Genomic DNA, 18,384 nt, shown 5'->3' on the forward strand with positions numbered 1-18,384 from the left:
CTGTATCTAAACGCCATTTTTAGCCTCCTGCTGGTAGTTTTCTAAAAAGTTAATGTCGTAATCGCCCTTTTGGATATGCGGGTTACCCAACAGCTCCTTAAAAAGCCCGATGGTGGTTTTCACCCCCTCAATTTTAAGCTCATTTAAAGCTCTTTTGAGCTTATTTAGGGCTAGGGGGCGGCTTCGATCATAGACAATGAGTTTAGCAATGAGCGAGTCGTAAAAAGGGGGGATGATGCGCCCGCTAAAGAGCATGCTATCCAAGCGCACGCCCAAACCGGTGGGGCATTGTAATTTAGTGATCTCCCCGGGACTGGGGAAAAAATTATTTTGGGGGTCTTCGGCGTTAATTCTTACCTCCACAGAATGCCCGTGTAAAGAAATGTCTTTTTGTTGGTAGTGCAAACCTTGCCCATCGGCAATGCGCAACATTTGGCGCACAATGTCAATCCCGGTTACCATTTCAGTAATCCCATGCTCGACTTGGATTCGCGTATTCATCTCTAAAAAGTAAAAGCCCTTGCTCTGTGTGTCATAGAGAAACTCCAAAGTGCCCGCCCCGCTATAACCCACATCTGCTGCCATGCGCACCGCACACGCGCACAACGCCTCTCGTGTTTGGGAATCTAGGCTAGGGCTGGGGGCTTCCTCTAGCACCTTTTGCCTGCGCCGCTGCAAAGAACACTCGCGATCGTAAAGGTGAATCACATTGTGCCCATCGCCCAGTATTTGCACCTCAATATGTTTAGCACCTTGCAAGTATTTTTCTAAATACACCCCCCCATTGCCAAAGGCTGCGCGCGCCTCTGCCGTGGCGATCTCAAATTGGGTTTTGAGTTGGGCTTCATCTGCTACAAGCCTAATCCCCTTGCCCCCGCCCCCCGCGATTGCTTTGATCAGTAGGGGGTAGCCGATTTTGCGCGCCTGCTCTAGGGCTTGATCTAGACTCTCTAGCACCGGGCTAGAGGGCATAATGGGCACTTGGCTTTTTTTTGCCTGCTCTAAAGCTTTAGCCTTATCGCCCATAGTGGCGATAAGCTCACTTGAGGGACCTACAAAAATAATCCCCGCTTCTTCAACTTTTTTAGCAAATTGGGCGTTCTCGCTCAAAAAGCCATAGCCCGGGTGGATGGCATCCACTTTGGCTTGTTTAGCCACCTCAAGCACATTATCAATATTAAGATAACTCTTATGGGCGAGATTCTCCCCCACCCGGTAAGACTCATCGGCTAACTGACAAGCAAGGTTGCCCGCATCCGCGTCCGTGTAGATGGCGACTGCTTTCATGTTGAGCTCATGGGCGGCTTGGATAATGCGCACTGCGATTTCTCCGCGATTAGCCACCAAGACTTTTTGGATTTTTAAAGGGTGTTCTAGCATCGCCTACTCCACCACAAAGAGCACATCGCCCGGATTGACAAATTGTTCATTCTCCGCCCTAATTTCCTTGATCTTGCCTTTAACTCCAGCTTTAATCTCATTGAAGGTTTTCATCACCTCCACAAGGCAAAGGGTGGTGTCCTCATTAACTTCTGATCCCACCTCCACAAAGGGGGCGGCATCCGGGTTGGGTTTGCGATAAAAAGTTCCAGGGATAGGGCTTACAACTTCGTGCATGATCTCTCCTTAAGGGTGGTGGATAGTGGGTTTTTGGATGGCAATGCCATTTTTTTCTAAAAGCGCGCGCGTGGCTTGCAACAAAGAGAGCGCCCCGGGGGTGTCGCTGTGAATGCACACCGAGTCAAAATCTACGGGGATAGTCTTACCGGTTACAGTTTGAACCGTGCCCTCTGTGCAAGCTTGTAAAACCTTTTGGGCGACCTCTTCGGGCGTATAGGCGCGCGCACGGCGCACCATCACCAACTGCCCATCCTCACCATAATCGCGATCCCCGTAAAACTCACGCACAAAGGGGTGTTTGAGTTCCTTGGCGACTGCATGCGTGATCGTGTTTTCCATGCAATAAATAGGTAAGCTGGGGTCAATCTTATGCAAAGTGCTAAGAAGTTCCTCAGAGAAGGTGCGATCCTTGCTAGCATGGATATAGAGACTGCCGTGCGGCTTAAAGTGGTGCAACTTGCCCCCCAGAAAATGCACAAACTCACGCAATGCCCCCAGCTGATACAGGCAATCATTGGTCAGTTCCGTGGGGTTAGCCACAATGTGGCGTCGCCCAAAGCCCACCAAATCCCTAAAGCCCGGATGCACCCCGATCTCTACCCCTTGCTCTAGGGCGTTTTGCACGCTATGGCGCATGATATTGGGATCGCTAGCATGAAAGCCCGCGGCAATATTGCAACTACTAATGAGCTTCATAATTGCATCATCTACGCCATCTCCAATAATCCAGGGTCCAAAACATTCCCCCATGTCGCTGTTTAAATCTATGTGTTTTTTCATGGTTCTCCTTAGTAAAATATGTGTAGAAGTATGGCATGGCAAAACTAACTTTGCTAAAAGCTCCAAGGATCGCCCATAGCGCGCGGGTAGATTAGAAACTAAAAGATTTTAAGAAGAAGTGGCTTCCTCCAAATCCCTCAAAATGCGGATTTCAAAGATTTTTTCTGGGGTGTCTAGTAGGGTGATTTGCCCCCCGTGCGCTTGAACCACCTGCAAGGAGAGTGCTAAACCTAAGCCATTACCCTTTAATTTGGTGGTTTCAAAGGGTTCAAAGAGCACTTCTTTATCAATGATCTCTTTTCCATCGTCCTTAATGTGGCACACCACCCATTCCCCCTCCTCAAAGATATTCACTTCAATTTGCCCCTCTTCTAAATGCCCCTCTTCGATCGCATCGATGGCATTATACAAGAAGTTTTGCAAGGCGATACTGAGCAAACTTAGATCGTAGCGTGCGCTAATGGGCGCGATGTCTGTCTTAAGCGTGATGTCCTTAGTGTAGGTATATTGGTTGAGCGCGTCCTTGATCTCATCTTCTAACAACGCTAAACTTTGCACGACTTTATTAGCATGCACCCCTTTAGAAAAAAGCAAGGTCGCCTTGATGATGCGCTCCACGCGCCACAACGCCTTTTGCAACTCAAACACGATGGGCTTGGTCTTTTCGTCTACCTTTTTGAGCAAGACAGAAGTGAGAAGTGAGATCGAACCTACCGGGTTGCGAATCTCATGGGCTAAGTGGGCGGAGATTTTTCCCATAGAAACTAGGCGTTCTTGGCGTTTCTGTTTGGTGATGTCTGTGGCGGTGATGATTTCCTTGCCCTGAATTTTATTGTGCTGAAACAAATAATTCTTACCCTCGTGCTCGATCTCGCTATTAAAGCCTTGCGCGCGCGCCTTTTCAAAAATACTCTGATTCTCTAGGGCTTTGCTATTCTTGTAAAAGAAGCTCTTGTTCTCATTGAGCACCCAAATGGCTTGGGGCAAAATCTCAATCACCCACTCATAGAGGGCTTTGTAGTCCTTAAACTCTTTTTCTACCTTGTAGCTCTGTAAGATAAACTCATTGAGCAAGGCTAAAAGCTCTTGACGATCCCCGATCTTGTGTAAGATACCTTCGGATTCTTTAGAGTTTTCCATGCCAACCTAACCTTGTTTCTTGGCTTCCTCTTGGGCTTTGAGAAAATTGAACAAGAGCTCGCTATAGCCAAAATGCCCGCTGAGTTGATCAGAGAGAGACTCCTTAAACATGGATTGGTAAATCTCGCTCCCGGGTTGCTTAGGGTAGAGCGGGTTGTCTAATTTAAGCGCGGTGTCGAGCATGAATTTTAAGAGCAAGGATTCAAAGGCGTTGGTTTGTTCTTTGAGCTTGGCATCATCGCCTTTAAGACTTTTAGCATCGAGTTTATTGGCTAGATACTGGTTGTAGATGTCTAAATTATTCTTAATCATATAACCTCCATTTCTGCGCTGATCGCCCCCCCCTTTTTCATCGCCTCTAAGATAGAAACAATGCCCTTAGGGCTCACTCCGATTTTTTGCAACGCCTTAACCACGCTAGCAATAGTTGCTTTTTGAGAGCTCAAAACATTCTCCTTGGTGTCAAACATGGTTTGCGCGTCCAGCTTTTGGATGTCTTTTTTTGCCTTGCCCTTCTTGGGCTCTAAGAGTTCCTTTGTGATCTTAATGGTTACATCTCCGCTAGTAACCACCACCGGGTGCACCACAATATCCACCCCGGCTACCACAGTGCCCGATTTCTCATCAATGATAATCTTATTGGCATGGCTGTAATCAATATTGACTTCTTGAATCAACGCCAAAAACTCCACCATGGTTAAATTGTCCGGCTTTTTGAGCTTGATCGTCTTTGGATCGATGGCTAGGGCTACGGGCTGTTTAAAAGTGTGATTCAAAGCCTCTTGAATCTTGATCGCGTTTTTGAAGTTAGGCTTTTTAAGACTGAGTGTCATGCCATTTTTATGCAAGAGATCGTAACTGACCTCGCGCTCAATAGTCGCCCCATTGATGATCGTGCCCGAGAGGAGGTTAGCCGAATTGCCCAAGCTCACACTCCCTTGTGCGATGGCGTAAATATTCCCATCAATGGCGCTCAAAGGGGTCATCACCAACACCCCATGATCGATGGACTTAGCGTCCCCAATAGAGGAGATTTGCACATCAATTTTATCGCCCTGACGCGCAAAAGAGGGGAGGCTAGCCGTGATCATCACCGCAGCCACATTCTTAGATTTGATGTCTTGGGGGGACACTTTAACATTGACACTTTCTAGCATGTTAGCAATGGATTGCATGGTAAATTTTGAGCCAGACTTATCCCCCGTGCCATTGAGCCCGATCACCAGCCCATAGCCTACCAGCTGGTTATCGCGCACGCCCACGATATTAGCGATGTCCTCAATCTTTTCGGCATGCAAGCCAGCCACACACAAGCAAAGGGCTAAGAATTTGCTTAAACTTCCCATGCGCGCTATTCTAGCTAAACTTTTTTAATCCGCGCAATATAAGCCCACAAGCCCAAAGAAATCCCCACCATCACTAAGCTTAGAATTTGCCCCATACTCAAGTGCCAAAAGTAATACCCCAGTTGTGCGTCCGCCTCTCTCCAGTATTCACAAATAAAGCGTGCGAGCGCATACCCCAAACCATAGACCACCATGAGCATGCCCGGAGCACGCACAAAAGCTTTAGCCACCCATACCACCACAAAGAGCACTAAACCCTCTAAAAACGCTTCAATGAGTTGGCTAGGATAGCGCAAAACCCCATTGACCACAATCCCAATTTTTTGTCCTATTACATCGCTGCTAGGCACTATACGCCCCACTAATTCTTGGTTTAAAAAATTACCTATGCGCCCAAAAACATAGCCCAAGGGCAAAGAGATCGCAATCAAATCCAAATAGATCAAAAAGTTTTGCTTTTTGACCACACTAAACAGCCATGAAGCCACCAAAAAACCCACCAGCCCGCCATGGTAGCTCATCCCTCGAATACCCACAAACTCCCCATTATAAAAGGGATTGAAAATCTGCCATGGGGCTTTGAGATAGTAAAGGGTGTTGGGATCGTAGATGAGAATATAGCCCAAGCGCGCGCCCAAGATCACGCCCAATTCTACATAGAGAAAATAGCTTTCAAAATGCGCCCTAGTGATGGGGAATCGCTGTGGATCGCGTTTGATCGCGCTGAGGGCGACAAAAAAGGCAACAAGGAGCGCGCTCACATAAGCCAAGCCATACCAATGCACATTTAAACCAAAGAGAGAAAAGGCAATGGGGCTAAAGTGGCTGTAAATTTCATTCCAAAAACTCAAAATCCTCTCCTAAATCAAAATAGGGCGGGGTGGGGGCTTGTAAATCATAACCCAAGAGTTTTACGCGTTTGGCGTGCAAAAAGAGATGTGCGCTGGGCTTTGCCCCATAGAGAGTATCCCCCACAATGGGGTGCTTGATCGCACTTAGATGCGCGCGAATTTGGTGGGTTACTCCGGTTTCGATCACCACTTTTAAAAGAGTGTGGCGGGGGTAGTGTTTAAGAGGGGTGATGTGGGTGATCGCCTCTCTGCCCTTAGAATCGCACATACTTTTGACAAAACCCTTATTAGCATGCGCGTGGCTTTTGTGCGTTTTTAAGGGCATGTCTAAGGTTTGTTTCTTAGCGATCATGCCCTCTACCAGCGCGCAATATTCTTTGTAGACGCGTCTTTGCTTGAACGCTTCTAATGCGCGGGCGTAAAAGGGGGCACAGCCTAATAAAAGAACCCCGCTAGTGGGCTTGTCTAAGCGGTGCAAGAGTTGGTAGGGCGTGTGTTTAGCTTGCAGTGCGTAGCTATCCACTCCCGCGCTTTTACAAAGGGCTAAGAGAACATCATCTTGGTAGAGAATAGCAGACTCCACGCGCTCCAACACCTCAAAATGCGTTGTGAGGGGGAGCAGAGTTCTGGCTAATTTTAAGGGTTTGTGATGCGCGCGCACTCTGCCCAAATCAATTAAGTTTTTAGCTTGCTTGTGCGAGATGCCTAATTGGGCGCTCAAGAGTTTATAGGCTTTTTGCATAGTGCTTGGGCTAATGTTTCTAGGCGATGATCGCCGTATTCAATGGAGCTAGGCAAGATTGTTTGGGCTTGTGCGAGTGTTTGGGCTAATTGTGGGGGTTCCACCAAGACATAATTTTGCACACAGCTAAACAAGGCTTCTTGGTTGAAAATATGTGTGCCACTGATGAGTTTTGCCCCAAAAAAGGCGGGTTCTAAGGGGTTATGCCCCCCTATTGGCGCAAAAGCCCCCCCTAAAATCACGATGTCCGCAATCGCGTAAAAGTCATTGAGAACCCCCAGCGCGTCAATCAGAGTAATTGGGTTACGCCATGTGAGCCCCTCTGAAAAAAGATCAAAGATCAAGTCCTTTTGAATCAATATTTTTTTGACTTCCTCAAAGCGCTCAGGGTGGCGCGGGGCTAGGCAAAGCAAAGCATCGCTTTGCAAAGCTAAAAACGCCTCTAAGATCAAGACCTCTTCCCCCGGATGGGTGCTAGCGGCTAGAATTAGGGTTTTAGGGGGTTTTGGGTAGTGATGAGTGGGCTTGGGAGGGTTAAAGAGTTTGAGATTGGGGAAGATCGTCCCTGTGCGCATTCCTAAAGAGGATAACCTCTCTAAATCCTGCGCACTTTGGGCATAGATGCGATCCACTTTAGAAAAAAGGTAGGCGTAAAATGCCCTAAAGCGGTAGTAACGCCCATAAGAACGCTTAGAAATACGCGCGTTGATCAAAAAGGTTTGCGCTCCTACTTTTTTAGCCAGCATAAAGACCCCCAGCCACAACTCCGCCTCGGTAACCACGAGAGTTTGCAGAGCGTTTAAATCCTTGCGCCACAGCCAAAGCAAGGTTTCAAAAAGCAAATAGCGCACCTGTATATGGGCGTTATGGGCGTAGGTGTTATGCGCTAAAGTGTAGCCGGTTTGGGTGGTGGTGGTGAGCAAAATGGGGGTGCTAGGAAAAAGGGCTAGCAAGGGCTCTAGGGATTTGATTTCGCCAAAAGAGCAGGCATGAAACCACAACACGGGTTTAAAGGTAAGTTTATGCCCCCTGGCAAAAAAGCGCGCGCTTAAAGAGTGGCGGTATTTGGGTTTGAAACGCCATAAAGCAAGCACGGGTAGGGCTAGCAGATGCGCTAGTGCAAGCACAGCGGTATAGATGCGATAAAAAATTAGATCTCGCTTGTTGGCTGGGACCCAGTTTCTACATAGAGAATGCGCCCACAATGCGGGCATGTCAAAATGTCTTGACTGCCCAAAATTTCAGTATAAGTCTTGTCATTAATGCGGATAAAGCACCCTCCACATGCCTGCTTGCGCACACTCACCACGCAAGTATTGCCCGCCCAACGCCTAATGCGTTCGTAAAAGGCGATGAGTTTGCGATCCATTTTAAGCGTGAGATTTTGTTTTTCATGAAAAATCTCTTGCTGGCGTTGCTTGATTTGGGCGGTGTCCTTTTCAACCTGTTCTTCTAAGCGACTAATTTGACCCTCAAGGTTTTCTAAAGCCTCTTGCAACGCGCTTTGCAGTTTGTTTTTATGCGCGATTTCATTCTCTAACTGCTCGATTTCCTTATTAGCTTGGTTGGCGCGCTCCTTAGTAATATCCTCTTCAATCCCCAAAGATCGCAATTCGCGCTCAGACTTAATCTGGGCAATTTTCTTTTGGATGCTGTCTACTTTGGCGTTGATCTCGTGCAAGGTTTGTTCGTTTTTAGCAATCTGCAATTTTAATGCCGCCTTTTCTTCTTCTAGCGCGCTGTATTCAGCCTGTTGTTTATGTTTGGTGGCTAATGCCTTGTCTAAATCCACGCGTTTAGCCTGAATCAAGGGTTCTAGGGCTTCAATGTCTTTATCTAGACGCGAAATTTCTATGAGCTGGGTTAAATGCGCGTTCATGGCATGCCTTGTAGGTGTGATTAGGAACGCGGATTCTAGCATACTTTGGCTTAGGGGTGCTTTTAAAGATTATTGGCTATCCTTGGCTTAATGGAGGCTGTTATGGGCGTTAAGAAAGAGAATAGCTGGTGGTTGGTGTTTGTGGGCTTGGTGGTTGTAATGGGAGTTTTGCAAGCACAGGAGGTGAGCGCTTTTATGCAAAGGGGGATCAAGGCTGCGCACGATGGGCATTACAAGGAGGCTTTTGGCATTTTTAAACAAGCACACAAGCAGGGGGATATATTGGGGAGCGCGTATTTAGGGGAGGCGTATTTATTTGGGGATGGGAGAAAAAAGAATGCTTGCAAGGCAAAACATTATTTTCAATTGGTGATTAAAAAAAAGGATATGCAAAATCAAGATGCGGCTGTGATAATGGCTAAAGCCTTTCTTTCTAGCATGTATAGCGATGGCTCTTGTGTCAAAAAGAATTGGGATAAAGTCGAACAACTTTTAACAGAGATTCTTGATGCTAATGGCGTGTTTATTAGGCTAGATGGCGCAAATTTATGTGTGAATTTGGATGGGCTACGCGCAAAAGATTTTAAGGGGTTTGCTCTAAGGCGTATAATGCTTGGGGGTGCTATCGACATGATGGGGCAGTATTTGGAGTTTAGCCCTAAATTTAAAGGATCAAAACAAGCCCTTTTGATCGCAGAGACTTGTTACAAAAAAGCCATAGAACTTGGGCTTGGTGCTGGCAAACATTTGCAAAGGGTGCAACGAAAAATACAAGGATTACAATGCGCTGGGGGCTTAAAGGGCAAGAAAAGCGAGATCTTTGATGAATAAAGCATCTTTGGGAGAGAGGCAGGGGGGACTAAATTTGTGCTCTATCTCTTTGTCTTTACAACGGTAGTGGCTTACTTCTTCTCTTGCATTGCCTACTACACCACCCAAGTGGTGGGAGGATTGTTGTAGGCTCCGGTGTCTATTTTTTGATCTTCTCAATGGCATTTCTGTAGCGGTTGATATTGGCATCGGTGAGTTCAGACACCAACTTCTTCATCACAACCGCATACATTTTGTTGAGGATTCGATGGATTGCGTCATCGTGATTCTTGTCTAGCACATTGTGGCTAACCGCATTGGCACCGGCAAACCCGCCCGAATTTGTGGCTTGGTAGGTGTAGGTGTGCGTGATTGCGCGTTCTGTCCCCACTTCCACAGCAAAGTTATGGATAATCCGCCCTGTTTCTGGCTCGAAGAATTTGAACCATACAGACCCTGAACTTTGATCGACCATAGTGTCCGTGTTGTTGTCTTCGGGGGCATTGGTGTTCATTTTCATGTCTTCTAAGATTCCCATCCACCCCCTCATATCCAAAACAGCCCATATTTTATGTTTTTGTTCAGGAGTGAGAGTTTGTGCGTCTGTGAAATGCGCGACCTGGTAGCCCCTTTTTTGGAAAATGTCTTGTATCTGTTTGACCAAAGCGTCTTGGAATTTCCCTATATAGGCTTGGAGATTCTCGCTCACTTGTATATGGGGGGTTAAAATGGCAATAGTGTGACCATTAGAGGCTTCTTGGGTGATATTAATGGGGTAATCAAAGTCAAGAAGAACAGAGCTGACTTCTTTTTTAGTAGGACTCTCAGCTTTGCTAGCAGAGCCAGCGCCCGGTCCTGTATCCATAGCACAACCCGAGAGCGCAAGCGACACCCCTGCTACCCATAAAAAACCCTTCGTGATCTTTTGCATTTTAAAGCTCCTTTGAGAATTAAGATAAGAAAACAAGCAACTAGAAAAATCCTCGTTGTTCTAGCTTAAAATATTAAACCATTGGATAAGGATAATGGATTCTATGCCCGTGGTTTTTCCCAATAGCGGGCACAAAAGGCGCGTAAACGCCCTAATTCTGTTTGCGCCCTGTGCTTTAAATAACCCAGTAAAGTTTTCTTTTACGCGTCCTGCAAAATGAAAGTGTCCAAGTGGCAGGACTCAATCTAATGGGTGTAAATGATCTTATAGGATATCGCTTTAAACGCTTTGAACCCGATTTTAAGACTATTTTTACCCAAGCTAACCCCAATCTGCCCAGTGTTTTTACTCTCCCATCAACCCAAATCCTTCACGCATTTAGAACAAAAACCTGATTTACTTCTGTGCGGACACACCCATGCAGGGCAAATATTCCCTTTTAGCCTCTTGGTGTGGCTGGATCAAAAATACCTCTATGGGCATTACCATTTAAAAGATTGCCAAATGATTGCGTCCATCCATTTAGAGCCTGAAAACCAAGTCTAGCGTTCAAACGCTGTATCCCTTTTAGATTTTAAGGGCAGTTATGAGGAGTATTGGCACACTAACCCACCACTTGACAAACAAGCAAAATGCGACTAGAATCCCTGCGCTTTTATTCTTACTTTAAGGGGTTTTTAGCTATGATCACACGGCACAGCACGCTTAGCTAGCAAGAGTAAAATTTTAGCCCTTTTTGGTTCTTTAGCCCTTTGTTCTTTTGCCCCTTTGAGTGCGGAGGAAAATGGCGTATTTGTAGAGGGGGGTTTCCAGTATTCTAACATGACCGGTGGATATAGTTACAGCCAGCCGACCATTACTGATCCAAACAACCCTTATTATTCACAAGAGGCGTTTAGTACCTCTGCCAAGACCTCAGGGAATCTCTTTGGCGCGGATATCCAATTTGGTTACAAACAATTCTTTGGCAAGAAAAAACGCTTTGGCTTGCGCTACTATGGTATGTTTAGCGGGCAGGGGGGGAGTTACATTATGAAATCCCCTTCATGGTTATTCAACACCATAGGCAAAGCCGCTAACTTATTCTATGGGGTGGGTGTGGATGCGATCTACAACTTCTATGAAAAGAATGGGTATAATTTGGGCGTGTTTGCCGGGGTAATGATTGGGGGGAGTAGCTGGTTAATGGGCAGTGGATATAGTGGCGGATCTTGTGCTTACACCAATAATAATAACCAGTGTAGCACCATGAATGAGAGTTTCCAAGAGATGGCAAAAACAGACAAAGTCTATGGCAAAACAAACTTCAGCCCCACTTTCGTGCAATTCATTATCAACATCGGGTTTAGAACCAACTTCACCAAACACCAAGGTGTTGAAGTGGGCGTGCGCATCCCCACCATCAACGATCCCTACTACACAGAAAAGGACACTCTAGACAATGGCGGAGATAAATGGAACCTCACCTTTAGACGCACAATCGCCATCTTTGCTAATTATGTCTACAATTTCTAAAGGTTAGCGCTGTTTTGCAAAAACTCCACACTCTGTTTTAAAAGCTGTGTGCCCTTGGGGGTCATGATGCTCTCAGGGTGGAATTGGTAGGCTAGGGCGTTGTCTTGGGGGTGGTAAATCCCCATGACGATGTCTTGGTAATGCGCGATCACTTGTAAACAAGCGGGCAGTTGGTGAGCCCTTAGAGAGTGGTAACGCGCCACTTGCAAATGCGTCCCCAAGCCCTCAAAGGGCTCAAAGGGTTCTAGCTCAATGCGCGAACTCTTGCCATGCACAATCTGCGCGCACGCGCCCACCTGTGCCCCATAACTTTGCGCTAAAGCCTGCAAGCCCAAGCAAATCCCCAAAATAGGGAACTCCCCGCGCGCCTTGTCCAATAAAGCCAAGAGTCGCCCCGATTGCTCAGGGGTGCCTGGTCCGGGCGAAATGCACAAAAGCACCGGGTTGGGCTGGGCGCGCATGAGGGCTAGCAACTCCTGCTCAGGGGTGGAGTTACGATAGACCTTGAGATCATGCCCCAAACTCTCCAATTCGTAGACTAGATTGTAGGTGAATGAGTCAAAATTGTCAATGAAGAAAATCGTCATTGGTGCGTCCTTTGGATGGCTTCTAGCACGCTTTGGGCTTTGGCTTTGGTTTCTGCGCTCTCAATTAGCGGATCGCTCTCTAGCACAATGCCCGCCCCGCTTTGCACGAACGCCCTATTGGCGCGCACGAAGGCAGAGCGAATCACAATGCAGGTATCCATAGAACCATCAGCGCACAAATACCCCAAAGAACCCCCATAAGACCCGCGCCGCTTACCCTCTAATTGCGCGATGAGTTGCAGGGCGGAGATTTTGGGCGCGCCGCTCAAAGTGCCCGCGTTCATAAAACTCCTAAAGGCGTGCAACGCGTCCAAATCGGGCTTGAGCACCCCTTGCACCGCTGAGGTCAAATGCATGACATGAGAATACTTTTCCACACGCAAGAGTTTGCTAGCAAAACGCGTGTTAGGCAAACACACCCGCGCAAGATCATTGCGGGCTAAATCCACTAACATGAGGTGCTCTGCGCGCTCTTTGGCATCGCTGAGTAATTCTAACTCCATGCGGTTGTCTAAATCCACATCAATATCCCCTTGAGGGGCGCGCGCCCGAGGGCGCGTGCCGGCAATGGGGCAGATTTGCGCGGTGCGGCTGGGCGCGTCATATTTGAGCGCGCTCTCTGGGCTAGCCCCAAAGAGGATAAAATCCAAAGCATGCATGTAAAACATATAGGGGCTGGGGTTGCGCGCCTTGAGCTGGTGGTAAGCGCTTAGAGGGTCTTGGCACTCCAAGCTAAAGCCCCTAGAGATCACCGCTTGGAAAATATCCCCCGCGTGCAGGGCTTCTTGTAAACACAACACCCTTTGTGCAAAACGCGCGTCTGGGCAATCCATGCTTAAGGTGCTATCTTGGGCGTGTTTGTGGGGGGTGAAGTCCTCTTGACTCTCTTGGGCTAGTTGGGCTAGGGCTTGCATGTCCGCTTGCAAGTCTTGTTGGTAGGTAGGATCAAAGCATGCGCCCAAAATTTGGGTGGTGCGCGCCTTGTGGTCAATCACGATGAGGGTTTGGGCGAGGTAAAATAGATAATCTGGCGCGTTGTTTTCTTGCGCGCTTAGGCGCGGGAGTGTTTCAAAATAATGCACCATTTCAAAGGAGAATAGCCCGGCACAAAAGAGAGCTAGGGGGTGGCTAGAATTGGGGCGCACGCTTTGTAAAAGGGCGCGCAACGCGTCCAAGGGGCTTGGCATGAAGAGTTTAGAATACTCATCTTGGAAACTAGAGGTTTTGGGGTAATCAAGTTGCAAAGTAGCCCCTGCTAAGGGGGTTTGCAACACAAGGCTGAGTTTTTGGAGCAAAGCCTGCCCATTGGGGGTGAGCGCGCTCAAGCGCACCTGTTGATCTTGGGCGATCAAGCGCAGGCATGCGCGACTTAAGATGATGGACTTCGTGTGCGCCTTGCTCTCTGCGTGCGCGCTTTCCAATAGCAGAGTGTGGGGGTGTTTGAGCTGGCTATAAAGGGCTAATGGGTAGGGCACATAAGTAGCGCACTGTTGCAAAGCGATCATGATAGGCTTTCTTAGCATAAGGTGCTGGCATTGTAGCGCAAATACACTAACTAGATAGAGAATAGGTCAGCCATTTAGAATCTAGAGGATTTTAGAAAGCACGGTGGTCCATCTGTTATGGTGGTGTAATGGGCTGAGAGGTTCAAACGCGCGGTGGTATCAAGGTTTTTAAAAAACGCTTTATCTTTTTCTTGATTTTATAGAAGATAAAGCCCAACAGAGCGCGCTGACTAGCTACCATGGGTTCAAAAGGGTAGGGACCTTTGAGTTGGGAGTAATAATCATGGAAATAGTCAAAGCGTAGGGGAGTGCGCAAAAGGGCTGTGATCCACATTTGGACATCCGCCATATTGGTCGCGCCTAGTTTCCATGGCTTATTCTCTACAAAGTGCCACATGATCACCTCTTTGGAATCTTGGGTGTCTGGAGAGCAGATGCCAGTGTGTTTATTGTATTTACGGGGCAACTCTAATACATGCCCATGGCATAACAGGCTTGTGGCATCTTGTTCAGCGCACAAGAGCGCGTGATTTTTAAGGGCAAAAAACTCCAAGCACTTGCTTTCTAGATCATCTCTGCGCCATGCTTTGAGATTCACCACCATAAAGCCATTGTTAAACTCATTTTCGTAGATGATCTGGTGTTCTTCATCTGATAAAAAATGCTTGGTGGTGTCAAGCCCAGCAGCTGAAGCGGCTTTTCTGCGCTCTTTTATAAATGCCTGCAAGCTACCGGCGTAATAGCCTTTTGCCGCTGCAAAGTAATAAGGATCGTCCAAACCAAGCAGGAAATAGCTTTCGCTCATATCACCACTAAACACCACATCTACATCGCATGAGATGATTTTATCGTATTGGGGGAAGAGGGAAGGCAAAATAAGGCGGAGTAATATTAAGCTCGACCAGCAGGCTAAACCATTGGGGTGGACACATTTAAATAGAGGACTTAGTTTTTCACGATAAAGCCGTGCGGCATCTTGGTTGTTGGTTGTTGGTTGTTGGTTGTTGGTTGTTGGTTGTTGGTTGTTGGTTGTTGGTTGTTGGTTGTTGGTTGTTGGGGGCTCGAGATCGCAAAACTCCAAGCTAGAGAAACTAGAAAAAGCTCTAAGGGTTTCTTGGAGTTTTTCCTTGTGGTGTTGATCTAAACCCTGCACTAGAGCATGAATCTTGTAAAACAGAGGTAATCCCTCCCTAGCGCGCGCAGCACAGCTTAACATGGAGTGCATCGCCACTCCAGCCGGGATATAATAGTTTTGGTTAAAAACCATCACCACCGGGATTGTTATAGCATCCATAAAAACGCCCTTCACATTCAATGCTGCTAGCCTAGCATAAGACTCATGCAAGTTAGATTAAACGCCCGGGCGCGTCCATAAACAAGCTTTGGGCTTACACAAACACACTAAGATCGGCTATAATGGATGCAAGTGAATACAAGGGGTGTTGATGGGGCTTTTGGATGATTTCTTGTTGGTATTTCTCATAGGGGTATTATTGGGGGGGGTGGGCTATTATGTTTACATGGTGCTTAAAAAATGACCTGTGATCGCATGTTGGTGCACATCTGTTGTTCGGTGGACAGCCATTATTTTCTCCAGGAATTGGTCAAGCTCTACCCTACTACCCAATTTAGTGGCTTTTTTTATAACCCCAATATCCACCCCCATGCCGAATATTTATTGCGTTTAGCGGATGTGCGCCGCTCGTGCCACAAGCTAGGGATTAGCCTCATTGAGGGGGATTATGCGCTAGAAACATGGCTAGAGGCGATCAAGGGTTTAGAACAGGAGCGCGAAAAGGGTGCGCGTTGCAATGTCTGTTTTGATGTGCGCTTAGAGGCGTGCGCACAAATGGCTTTGATGCTAGGCATAGAGGCGTTTAGCACGACTTTACTCTCCAGTCCCATGAAGGAACAAGCGATTTTGAAAGCGCAAGGGGAGGCTATTGGGGCGCGCTACCATCTGCGCTTTATTTACCACAATGTGCGCGCACAAGGGGGGGTGCAACGCCAAAACGCCCTAGCCAAGCGCGACAAACTCTACAGACAGAATTATTGCGGATGCCAGTTCGCCCTAAACGCCCAAAGACAAGCCCAAAACAAACCCTGCGTAGAACTCATCAGCCCCCTAAGCCGACAAATCCAGCCTAGTAGCATCCAAGCGCGCCTTGAACTCTTTAAGCAGCGCGATCGCCTAGAAGCCAGCGGGCTAGATTACTCCTTATTGCAACACAACGCCCAAGGCTATTTACTCGTGCGCGCGCTGGTGTGTGCCAATGGCGTGCCTTTGGCTTGTTATGTTTTAAACCACTCCATGGGTAAAAAAACCACCCTAAAAGAGCTAGAGGTGCACAGCATTGCCCTCAAGCCCTCCCTATCCCAGAGTTTGTTAGCCAAACAGCATGGCTTAAATCTCCCCGCACTATCCATAGAAGTGGGATTCTCTTGCAAGGACGACACGCTATTTTTAGACACCAGGGGCGTAGCGTCTCTGCTGTGCAACGCGCCTGTGGATTTGGCGGATTTGCGCTTGGGCTATGAGGAAGAACTCTACATTCGAGAGAGACTGGTGGGCGTGGAGAGCGTCCAGCCCATTGTGGTGGTGCAAGATTTGGCGTGTTTGCAGGGCGTGGCACTGAATGTAGAGATCATAGCGGAGTGGTTCGAATACAAGAATTTCTACTTACTAGAACATGCGCGCGCGCCTTTGCCACCAGAGCAAGCCAAAGAGCAGAGCGAAGCTCACGCCTGAGAGCACTAGGGCGTATTGGTTGGCTAGCGCGTTGTCATTGGCTTCAGAAGCCACAAAGATCGCCACGCTAGCCACGCGCGTTTTACCCTCAATATCCCCCCCTAGCATGATCACCACCCCAAATTCTCCGATTGTGTGGGTAAAGGTGGTGGTGATGGCTAGGTATAAGCTGGGTTTGATATTGGGTAAGAGCACCTTAAAAAAGGTGAAGAGCTTGCCCTTGCCTAGCGTATAGCTAGCTTGTTTGAGAGAGGGGGGCAAATTGGCTAGGGCGTGCTGGATAGGATTCACCATAAAGGGCAAGGAAAAGATCACGCTACCCAGCACTAAGCCTTGGAAACTAAAAACAAGCCGTAGGTGTAGGTGTTGTTGCAAAAACGCCCCTAGGGGACTGGTGGGCGCAAAGAGCCATAGAAGATAAAAGCCTAGCACGCTAGGGGGTAAGACTAGAGGCATCCAAGTGAGGGTTTCTAGAAGGGTTTTAAACACGCCTTTTTTATGGGCTAAATAAGCCCCTAGGGCTAAACCGATGGGGAGTAAAATGCAAGTTGTGCAAAAAGCCAGCGCAAAGGTGAGCTTGAGGGTGGTAAGAAAACTAGAGTCCACTAATCCACAATGTAGCCATATTGTTTCAAGATCGCCTTGCCCTCTGTGCTTAAAATAAAGTCCTCAAAAGCCTTAGCTAAGGGTTTTGTGCCCCCTTGGTTGGTGAGCACTAAAGCTTGTTCTATGGGGGTGTAATACTGCTTGGGGACAATGTAGTAATGCTTGACATCGGCGCGATCCACCAAAGAGAGCGCGCTAAAACCCAATTCCGCCCCCCCGCTGGCGACATACTGGTTGGCTTGGGCGATGGAGTTGCCTAGCAAAATCTTGTCTTTAAGCTTGTCTTTAAGCTGGAGTTTGTCTAGCACTTCTAGGCTAGCCTTGCCATAGGGGGCTAAGGTGGGGTTAGCCATCGCCAAATGGGCGAAAGTGCCTTTTAGCACCTCTAGGGAGGGCACGGGGCGCGTTTTACTCCATAGCACTAGCACACCCTTAGCGTAGACCTTCACGGGGTAGGGGGTAATCTTGTCTTCTAGGAGGCGCAAAGGGCGTTTTTTATCCGCGCTCACAAAGAGATCAAAGGGCGCACCTTGGTGGATTTGGTTATATAACTTGCCCGAAGAACCAAAGCTTAGACGCACTTTGGCTTGCGGATGGTGTTTGAGGAAGGCGTGTTGCAAGGCTTGTAGGGCTTTTGTGAGATTGGCTGCCCCAGCGACATGGATCTGCTTAAATTCATGCGCGCTGGCAAAGGCAAATAGCAAACAAACCAGCCCCAGCACGCGCCCTAGAGATGTCAACATGGCATTTCCTTATCTTGTGTGGGGGCATTATAACACATTTGCGTGTTAACTTTAAGTTAAAATTAATGGGCATGGGAGTAGAATGCGAGTTTTTGGGAAGCGGAGTATGGCGCAGCCTGATTAGCGCGCACCCTTGGGGTGGGTGAGGTCGTGGGTTTGAATCCCGCTACTCCGACCATGCCCTTTGGATCTTCCCCATGCCCCTAAGACACAATGTTCTCATCTACTATCTAGACACTTTTTTAGCCCTAAGCACGCAAGCTTTACCCCGTCTATTTTAACCCCTCTTTTGCTAACTAAGGGGCTCTCTCTAGCCCAAATCATGGGAATGCAGATTGTCTGCAACATGGCGGTGTTACTCTGCAAATACCCTAGCGGGGTTTTAGCCGCCCTGATGCGCTATAAACTCTTGTTTATCTGCTCTAAAGTGTTATTGTTGCGCTTTAGCCTTGTTTGGCTATGTGAAGGCATTACTATGAATCCTCTTTGAGCGCGCCCGGGCGCACTTTCACAATGGCGTTATCTAAAGCCATTTGTTCTATAAACTCATCAATGTTCAAAACGCTATCTTCTTCAAACA

At 47.7% G+C, this 18,384-nt stretch carries 21 protein-coding genes and 1 tRNA gene; 6 read left to right on the forward strand and 16 right to left on the reverse strand.

Translation table 11 applies throughout. The features are described 5' to 3' along the window. Positions 1 to 6: 6 nt before the first annotated feature. From EAO37_RS07120 to EAO37_RS07165, 10 genes are all read right to left on the reverse strand, one after another. Positions 7 to 1,380, reverse strand: a complete 1,374-nt coding sequence (locus tag EAO37_RS07120) for an acetyl-CoA carboxylase biotin carboxylase subunit (RefSeq protein WP_120952750.1) — start codon at positions 1,378 to 1,380, stop codon at positions 7 to 9. A gap of 3 nt (positions 1,381 to 1,383) precedes the next feature. Continuing rightward, positions 1,384 to 1,617 (reverse strand): acetyl-CoA carboxylase, encoded by a 234-nt coding sequence (locus EAO37_RS07125; RefSeq protein WP_120952753.1) that lies wholly within the window; start codon positions 1,615 to 1,617, stop codon positions 1,384 to 1,386. 9 nt (positions 1,618 to 1,626) lie between these two features. Continuing rightward, positions 1,627 to 2,400, reverse strand: coding sequence for a 5-oxoprolinase subunit PxpA (gene pxpA / locus EAO37_RS07130; RefSeq protein ID WP_120952756.1), 774 nt, complete (start codon positions 2,398 to 2,400; stop codon positions 1,627 to 1,629). A gap of 108 nt (positions 2,401 to 2,508) precedes the next feature. Then, positions 2,509 to 3,540 (reverse strand): ATP-binding protein, encoded by a 1,032-nt coding sequence (locus tag EAO37_RS07135; RefSeq protein ID WP_120952759.1) that lies wholly within the window; start codon positions 3,538 to 3,540, stop codon positions 2,509 to 2,511. A gap of 6 nt (positions 3,541 to 3,546) precedes the next feature. Then, a complete protein-coding gene (locus tag EAO37_RS07140) occupies positions 3,547 to 3,852 on the reverse strand; it encodes a hypothetical protein (RefSeq protein WP_104751974.1) in 306 nt (101 codons plus the stop codon). Beyond that, positions 3,849 to 4,886: a flagellar basal body P-ring protein FlgI gene (locus EAO37_RS07145; RefSeq protein ID WP_120952763.1), complete on the reverse strand. Its 1,038-nt coding sequence runs from the start codon at positions 4,884 to 4,886 to the stop codon at positions 3,849 to 3,851. Before EAO37_RS07145 ends, EAO37_RS07140 begins: the two co-directional genes overlap by 4 nt. Before the next feature lie 14 nt (positions 4,887 to 4,900). Then, positions 4,901 to 5,737, reverse strand: a complete 837-nt coding sequence (gene lgt / locus EAO37_RS07150; protein WP_120952766.1) for a prolipoprotein diacylglyceryl transferase — start codon at positions 5,735 to 5,737, stop codon at positions 4,901 to 4,903. Continuing rightward, positions 5,721 to 6,479 (reverse strand): RluA family pseudouridine synthase, encoded by a 759-nt coding sequence (locus EAO37_RS07155; RefSeq protein ID WP_120952769.1) that lies wholly within the window; start codon positions 6,477 to 6,479, stop codon positions 5,721 to 5,723. The genes lgt and EAO37_RS07155 overlap by 17 nt, the downstream gene beginning before the upstream one ends. After that, on the reverse strand, positions 6,455 to 7,606 hold the full coding sequence (waaA, locus tag EAO37_RS07160; protein WP_240451765.1) for a lipid IV(A) 3-deoxy-D-manno-octulosonic acid transferase: 1,152 nt from the start codon (positions 7,604 to 7,606) through the stop codon (positions 6,455 to 6,457). Before waaA ends, EAO37_RS07155 begins: the two co-directional genes overlap by 25 nt. Positions 7,607 to 7,629: 23 nt before the next feature. Continuing rightward, positions 7,630 to 8,358: a zinc ribbon domain-containing protein gene (locus tag EAO37_RS07165; RefSeq protein ID WP_120945870.1), complete on the reverse strand. Its 729-nt coding sequence runs from the start codon at positions 8,356 to 8,358 to the stop codon at positions 7,630 to 7,632. A gap of 102 nt (positions 8,359 to 8,460) precedes the next feature. Between EAO37_RS07165 and EAO37_RS07170 the strand changes: the two genes are divergently transcribed. Further along, on the forward strand, positions 8,461 to 9,189 hold the full coding sequence (locus EAO37_RS07170) for a sel1 repeat family protein (protein WP_120945869.1): 729 nt from the start codon (positions 8,461 to 8,463) through the stop codon (positions 9,187 to 9,189). Between the two features lie 139 nt (positions 9,190 to 9,328). Here the strand turns inward: EAO37_RS07170 and EAO37_RS07175 are convergent, their stop codons facing one another. Further along, positions 9,329 to 10,099, reverse strand: coding sequence for an HpaA family protein (locus EAO37_RS07175; RefSeq protein WP_120945868.1), 771 nt, complete (start codon positions 10,097 to 10,099; stop codon positions 9,329 to 9,331). A 339-nt stretch (positions 10,100 to 10,438) separates the two neighbouring features. Between EAO37_RS07175 and EAO37_RS09665 the strand changes: the two genes are divergently transcribed. Both EAO37_RS09665 and EAO37_RS07185 read left to right on the forward strand, forming a co-directional pair. Then, positions 10,439 to 10,645 (forward strand): hypothetical protein, encoded by a 207-nt coding sequence (locus EAO37_RS09665; protein WP_240451766.1) that lies wholly within the window; start codon positions 10,439 to 10,441, stop codon positions 10,643 to 10,645. A gap of 276 nt (positions 10,646 to 10,921) precedes the next feature. Then, positions 10,922 to 11,614, forward strand: a complete 693-nt coding sequence (locus EAO37_RS07185; protein ID WP_120952772.1) for an outer membrane protein — start codon at positions 10,922 to 10,924, stop codon at positions 11,612 to 11,614. Here the strand turns inward: EAO37_RS07185 and EAO37_RS07190 are convergent. The 3 genes from EAO37_RS07190 to EAO37_RS07200 form a co-directional block, all read right to left on the reverse strand. Continuing rightward, positions 11,611 to 12,201 (reverse strand): aminodeoxychorismate/anthranilate synthase component II, encoded by a 591-nt coding sequence (locus EAO37_RS07190; RefSeq protein ID WP_120946185.1) that lies wholly within the window; start codon positions 12,199 to 12,201, stop codon positions 11,611 to 11,613. The two genes, EAO37_RS07185 and EAO37_RS07190, sit on opposite strands and share 4 nt — an antisense overlap. Continuing rightward, on the reverse strand, positions 12,198 to 13,706 hold the full coding sequence (gene trpE, locus EAO37_RS07195; protein WP_120952775.1) for an anthranilate synthase component I: 1,509 nt from the start codon (positions 13,704 to 13,706) through the stop codon (positions 12,198 to 12,200). Before trpE ends, EAO37_RS07190 begins: the two co-directional genes overlap by 4 nt. A gap of 142 nt (positions 13,707 to 13,848) precedes the next feature. Beyond that, on the reverse strand, positions 13,849 to 15,000 hold the full coding sequence (locus EAO37_RS07200) for a glycosyltransferase (protein WP_120952778.1): 1,152 nt from the start codon (positions 14,998 to 15,000) through the stop codon (positions 13,849 to 13,851). Positions 15,001 to 15,240: 240 nt separating this feature from the next. On the opposite strand from EAO37_RS07200, the gene EAO37_RS07205 reads away from it, so the two are divergent. After that, positions 15,241 to 16,455, forward strand: coding sequence for an epoxyqueuosine reductase QueH (locus tag EAO37_RS07205; RefSeq protein ID WP_235853138.1), 1,215 nt, complete (start codon positions 15,241 to 15,243; stop codon positions 16,453 to 16,455). Here EAO37_RS07205 and modB read toward each other — a convergent pair. Together modB and modA are read right to left on the reverse strand one after the other, a co-directional pair. Continuing rightward, positions 16,390 to 17,061 carry a molybdate ABC transporter permease subunit gene (modB, locus tag EAO37_RS07210; protein WP_120946188.1) on the reverse strand — a complete coding sequence of 224 codons (672 nt, stop codon included), beginning with the start codon at positions 17,059 to 17,061 and terminating at the stop codon, positions 16,390 to 16,392. The genes EAO37_RS07205 and modB overlap by 66 nt on opposite strands. Further along, positions 17,061 to 17,804 carry a molybdate ABC transporter substrate-binding protein gene (gene modA, locus EAO37_RS07215; protein ID WP_120946189.1) on the reverse strand — a complete coding sequence of 248 codons (744 nt, stop codon included), beginning with the start codon at positions 17,802 to 17,804 and terminating at the stop codon, positions 17,061 to 17,063. Before modA ends, modB begins: the two co-directional genes overlap by 1 nt. Positions 17,805 to 17,904: 100 nt before the next feature. On the opposite strand from modA, the gene EAO37_RS07220 reads away from it, so the two are divergent. Both EAO37_RS07220 and EAO37_RS09300 read left to right on the forward strand, forming a co-directional pair. After that, positions 17,905 to 17,982 (forward strand) — tRNA-Pro (locus EAO37_RS07220). Between the two features lie 150 nt (positions 17,983 to 18,132). Continuing rightward, positions 18,133 to 18,294 carry a hypothetical protein gene (locus tag EAO37_RS09300; protein WP_162982990.1) on the forward strand — a complete coding sequence of 54 codons (162 nt, stop codon included), beginning with the start codon at positions 18,133 to 18,135 and terminating at the stop codon, positions 18,292 to 18,294. The last annotated feature ends 90 nt before the right edge of the window (positions 18,295 to 18,384 follow it).

The sequence above is a fragment of the Helicobacter sp. L8 genome, assembly GCF_003660355.1.
Lineage (GTDB): Bacteria > Campylobacterota > Campylobacteria > Campylobacterales > Helicobacteraceae > Helicobacter > Helicobacter labacensis.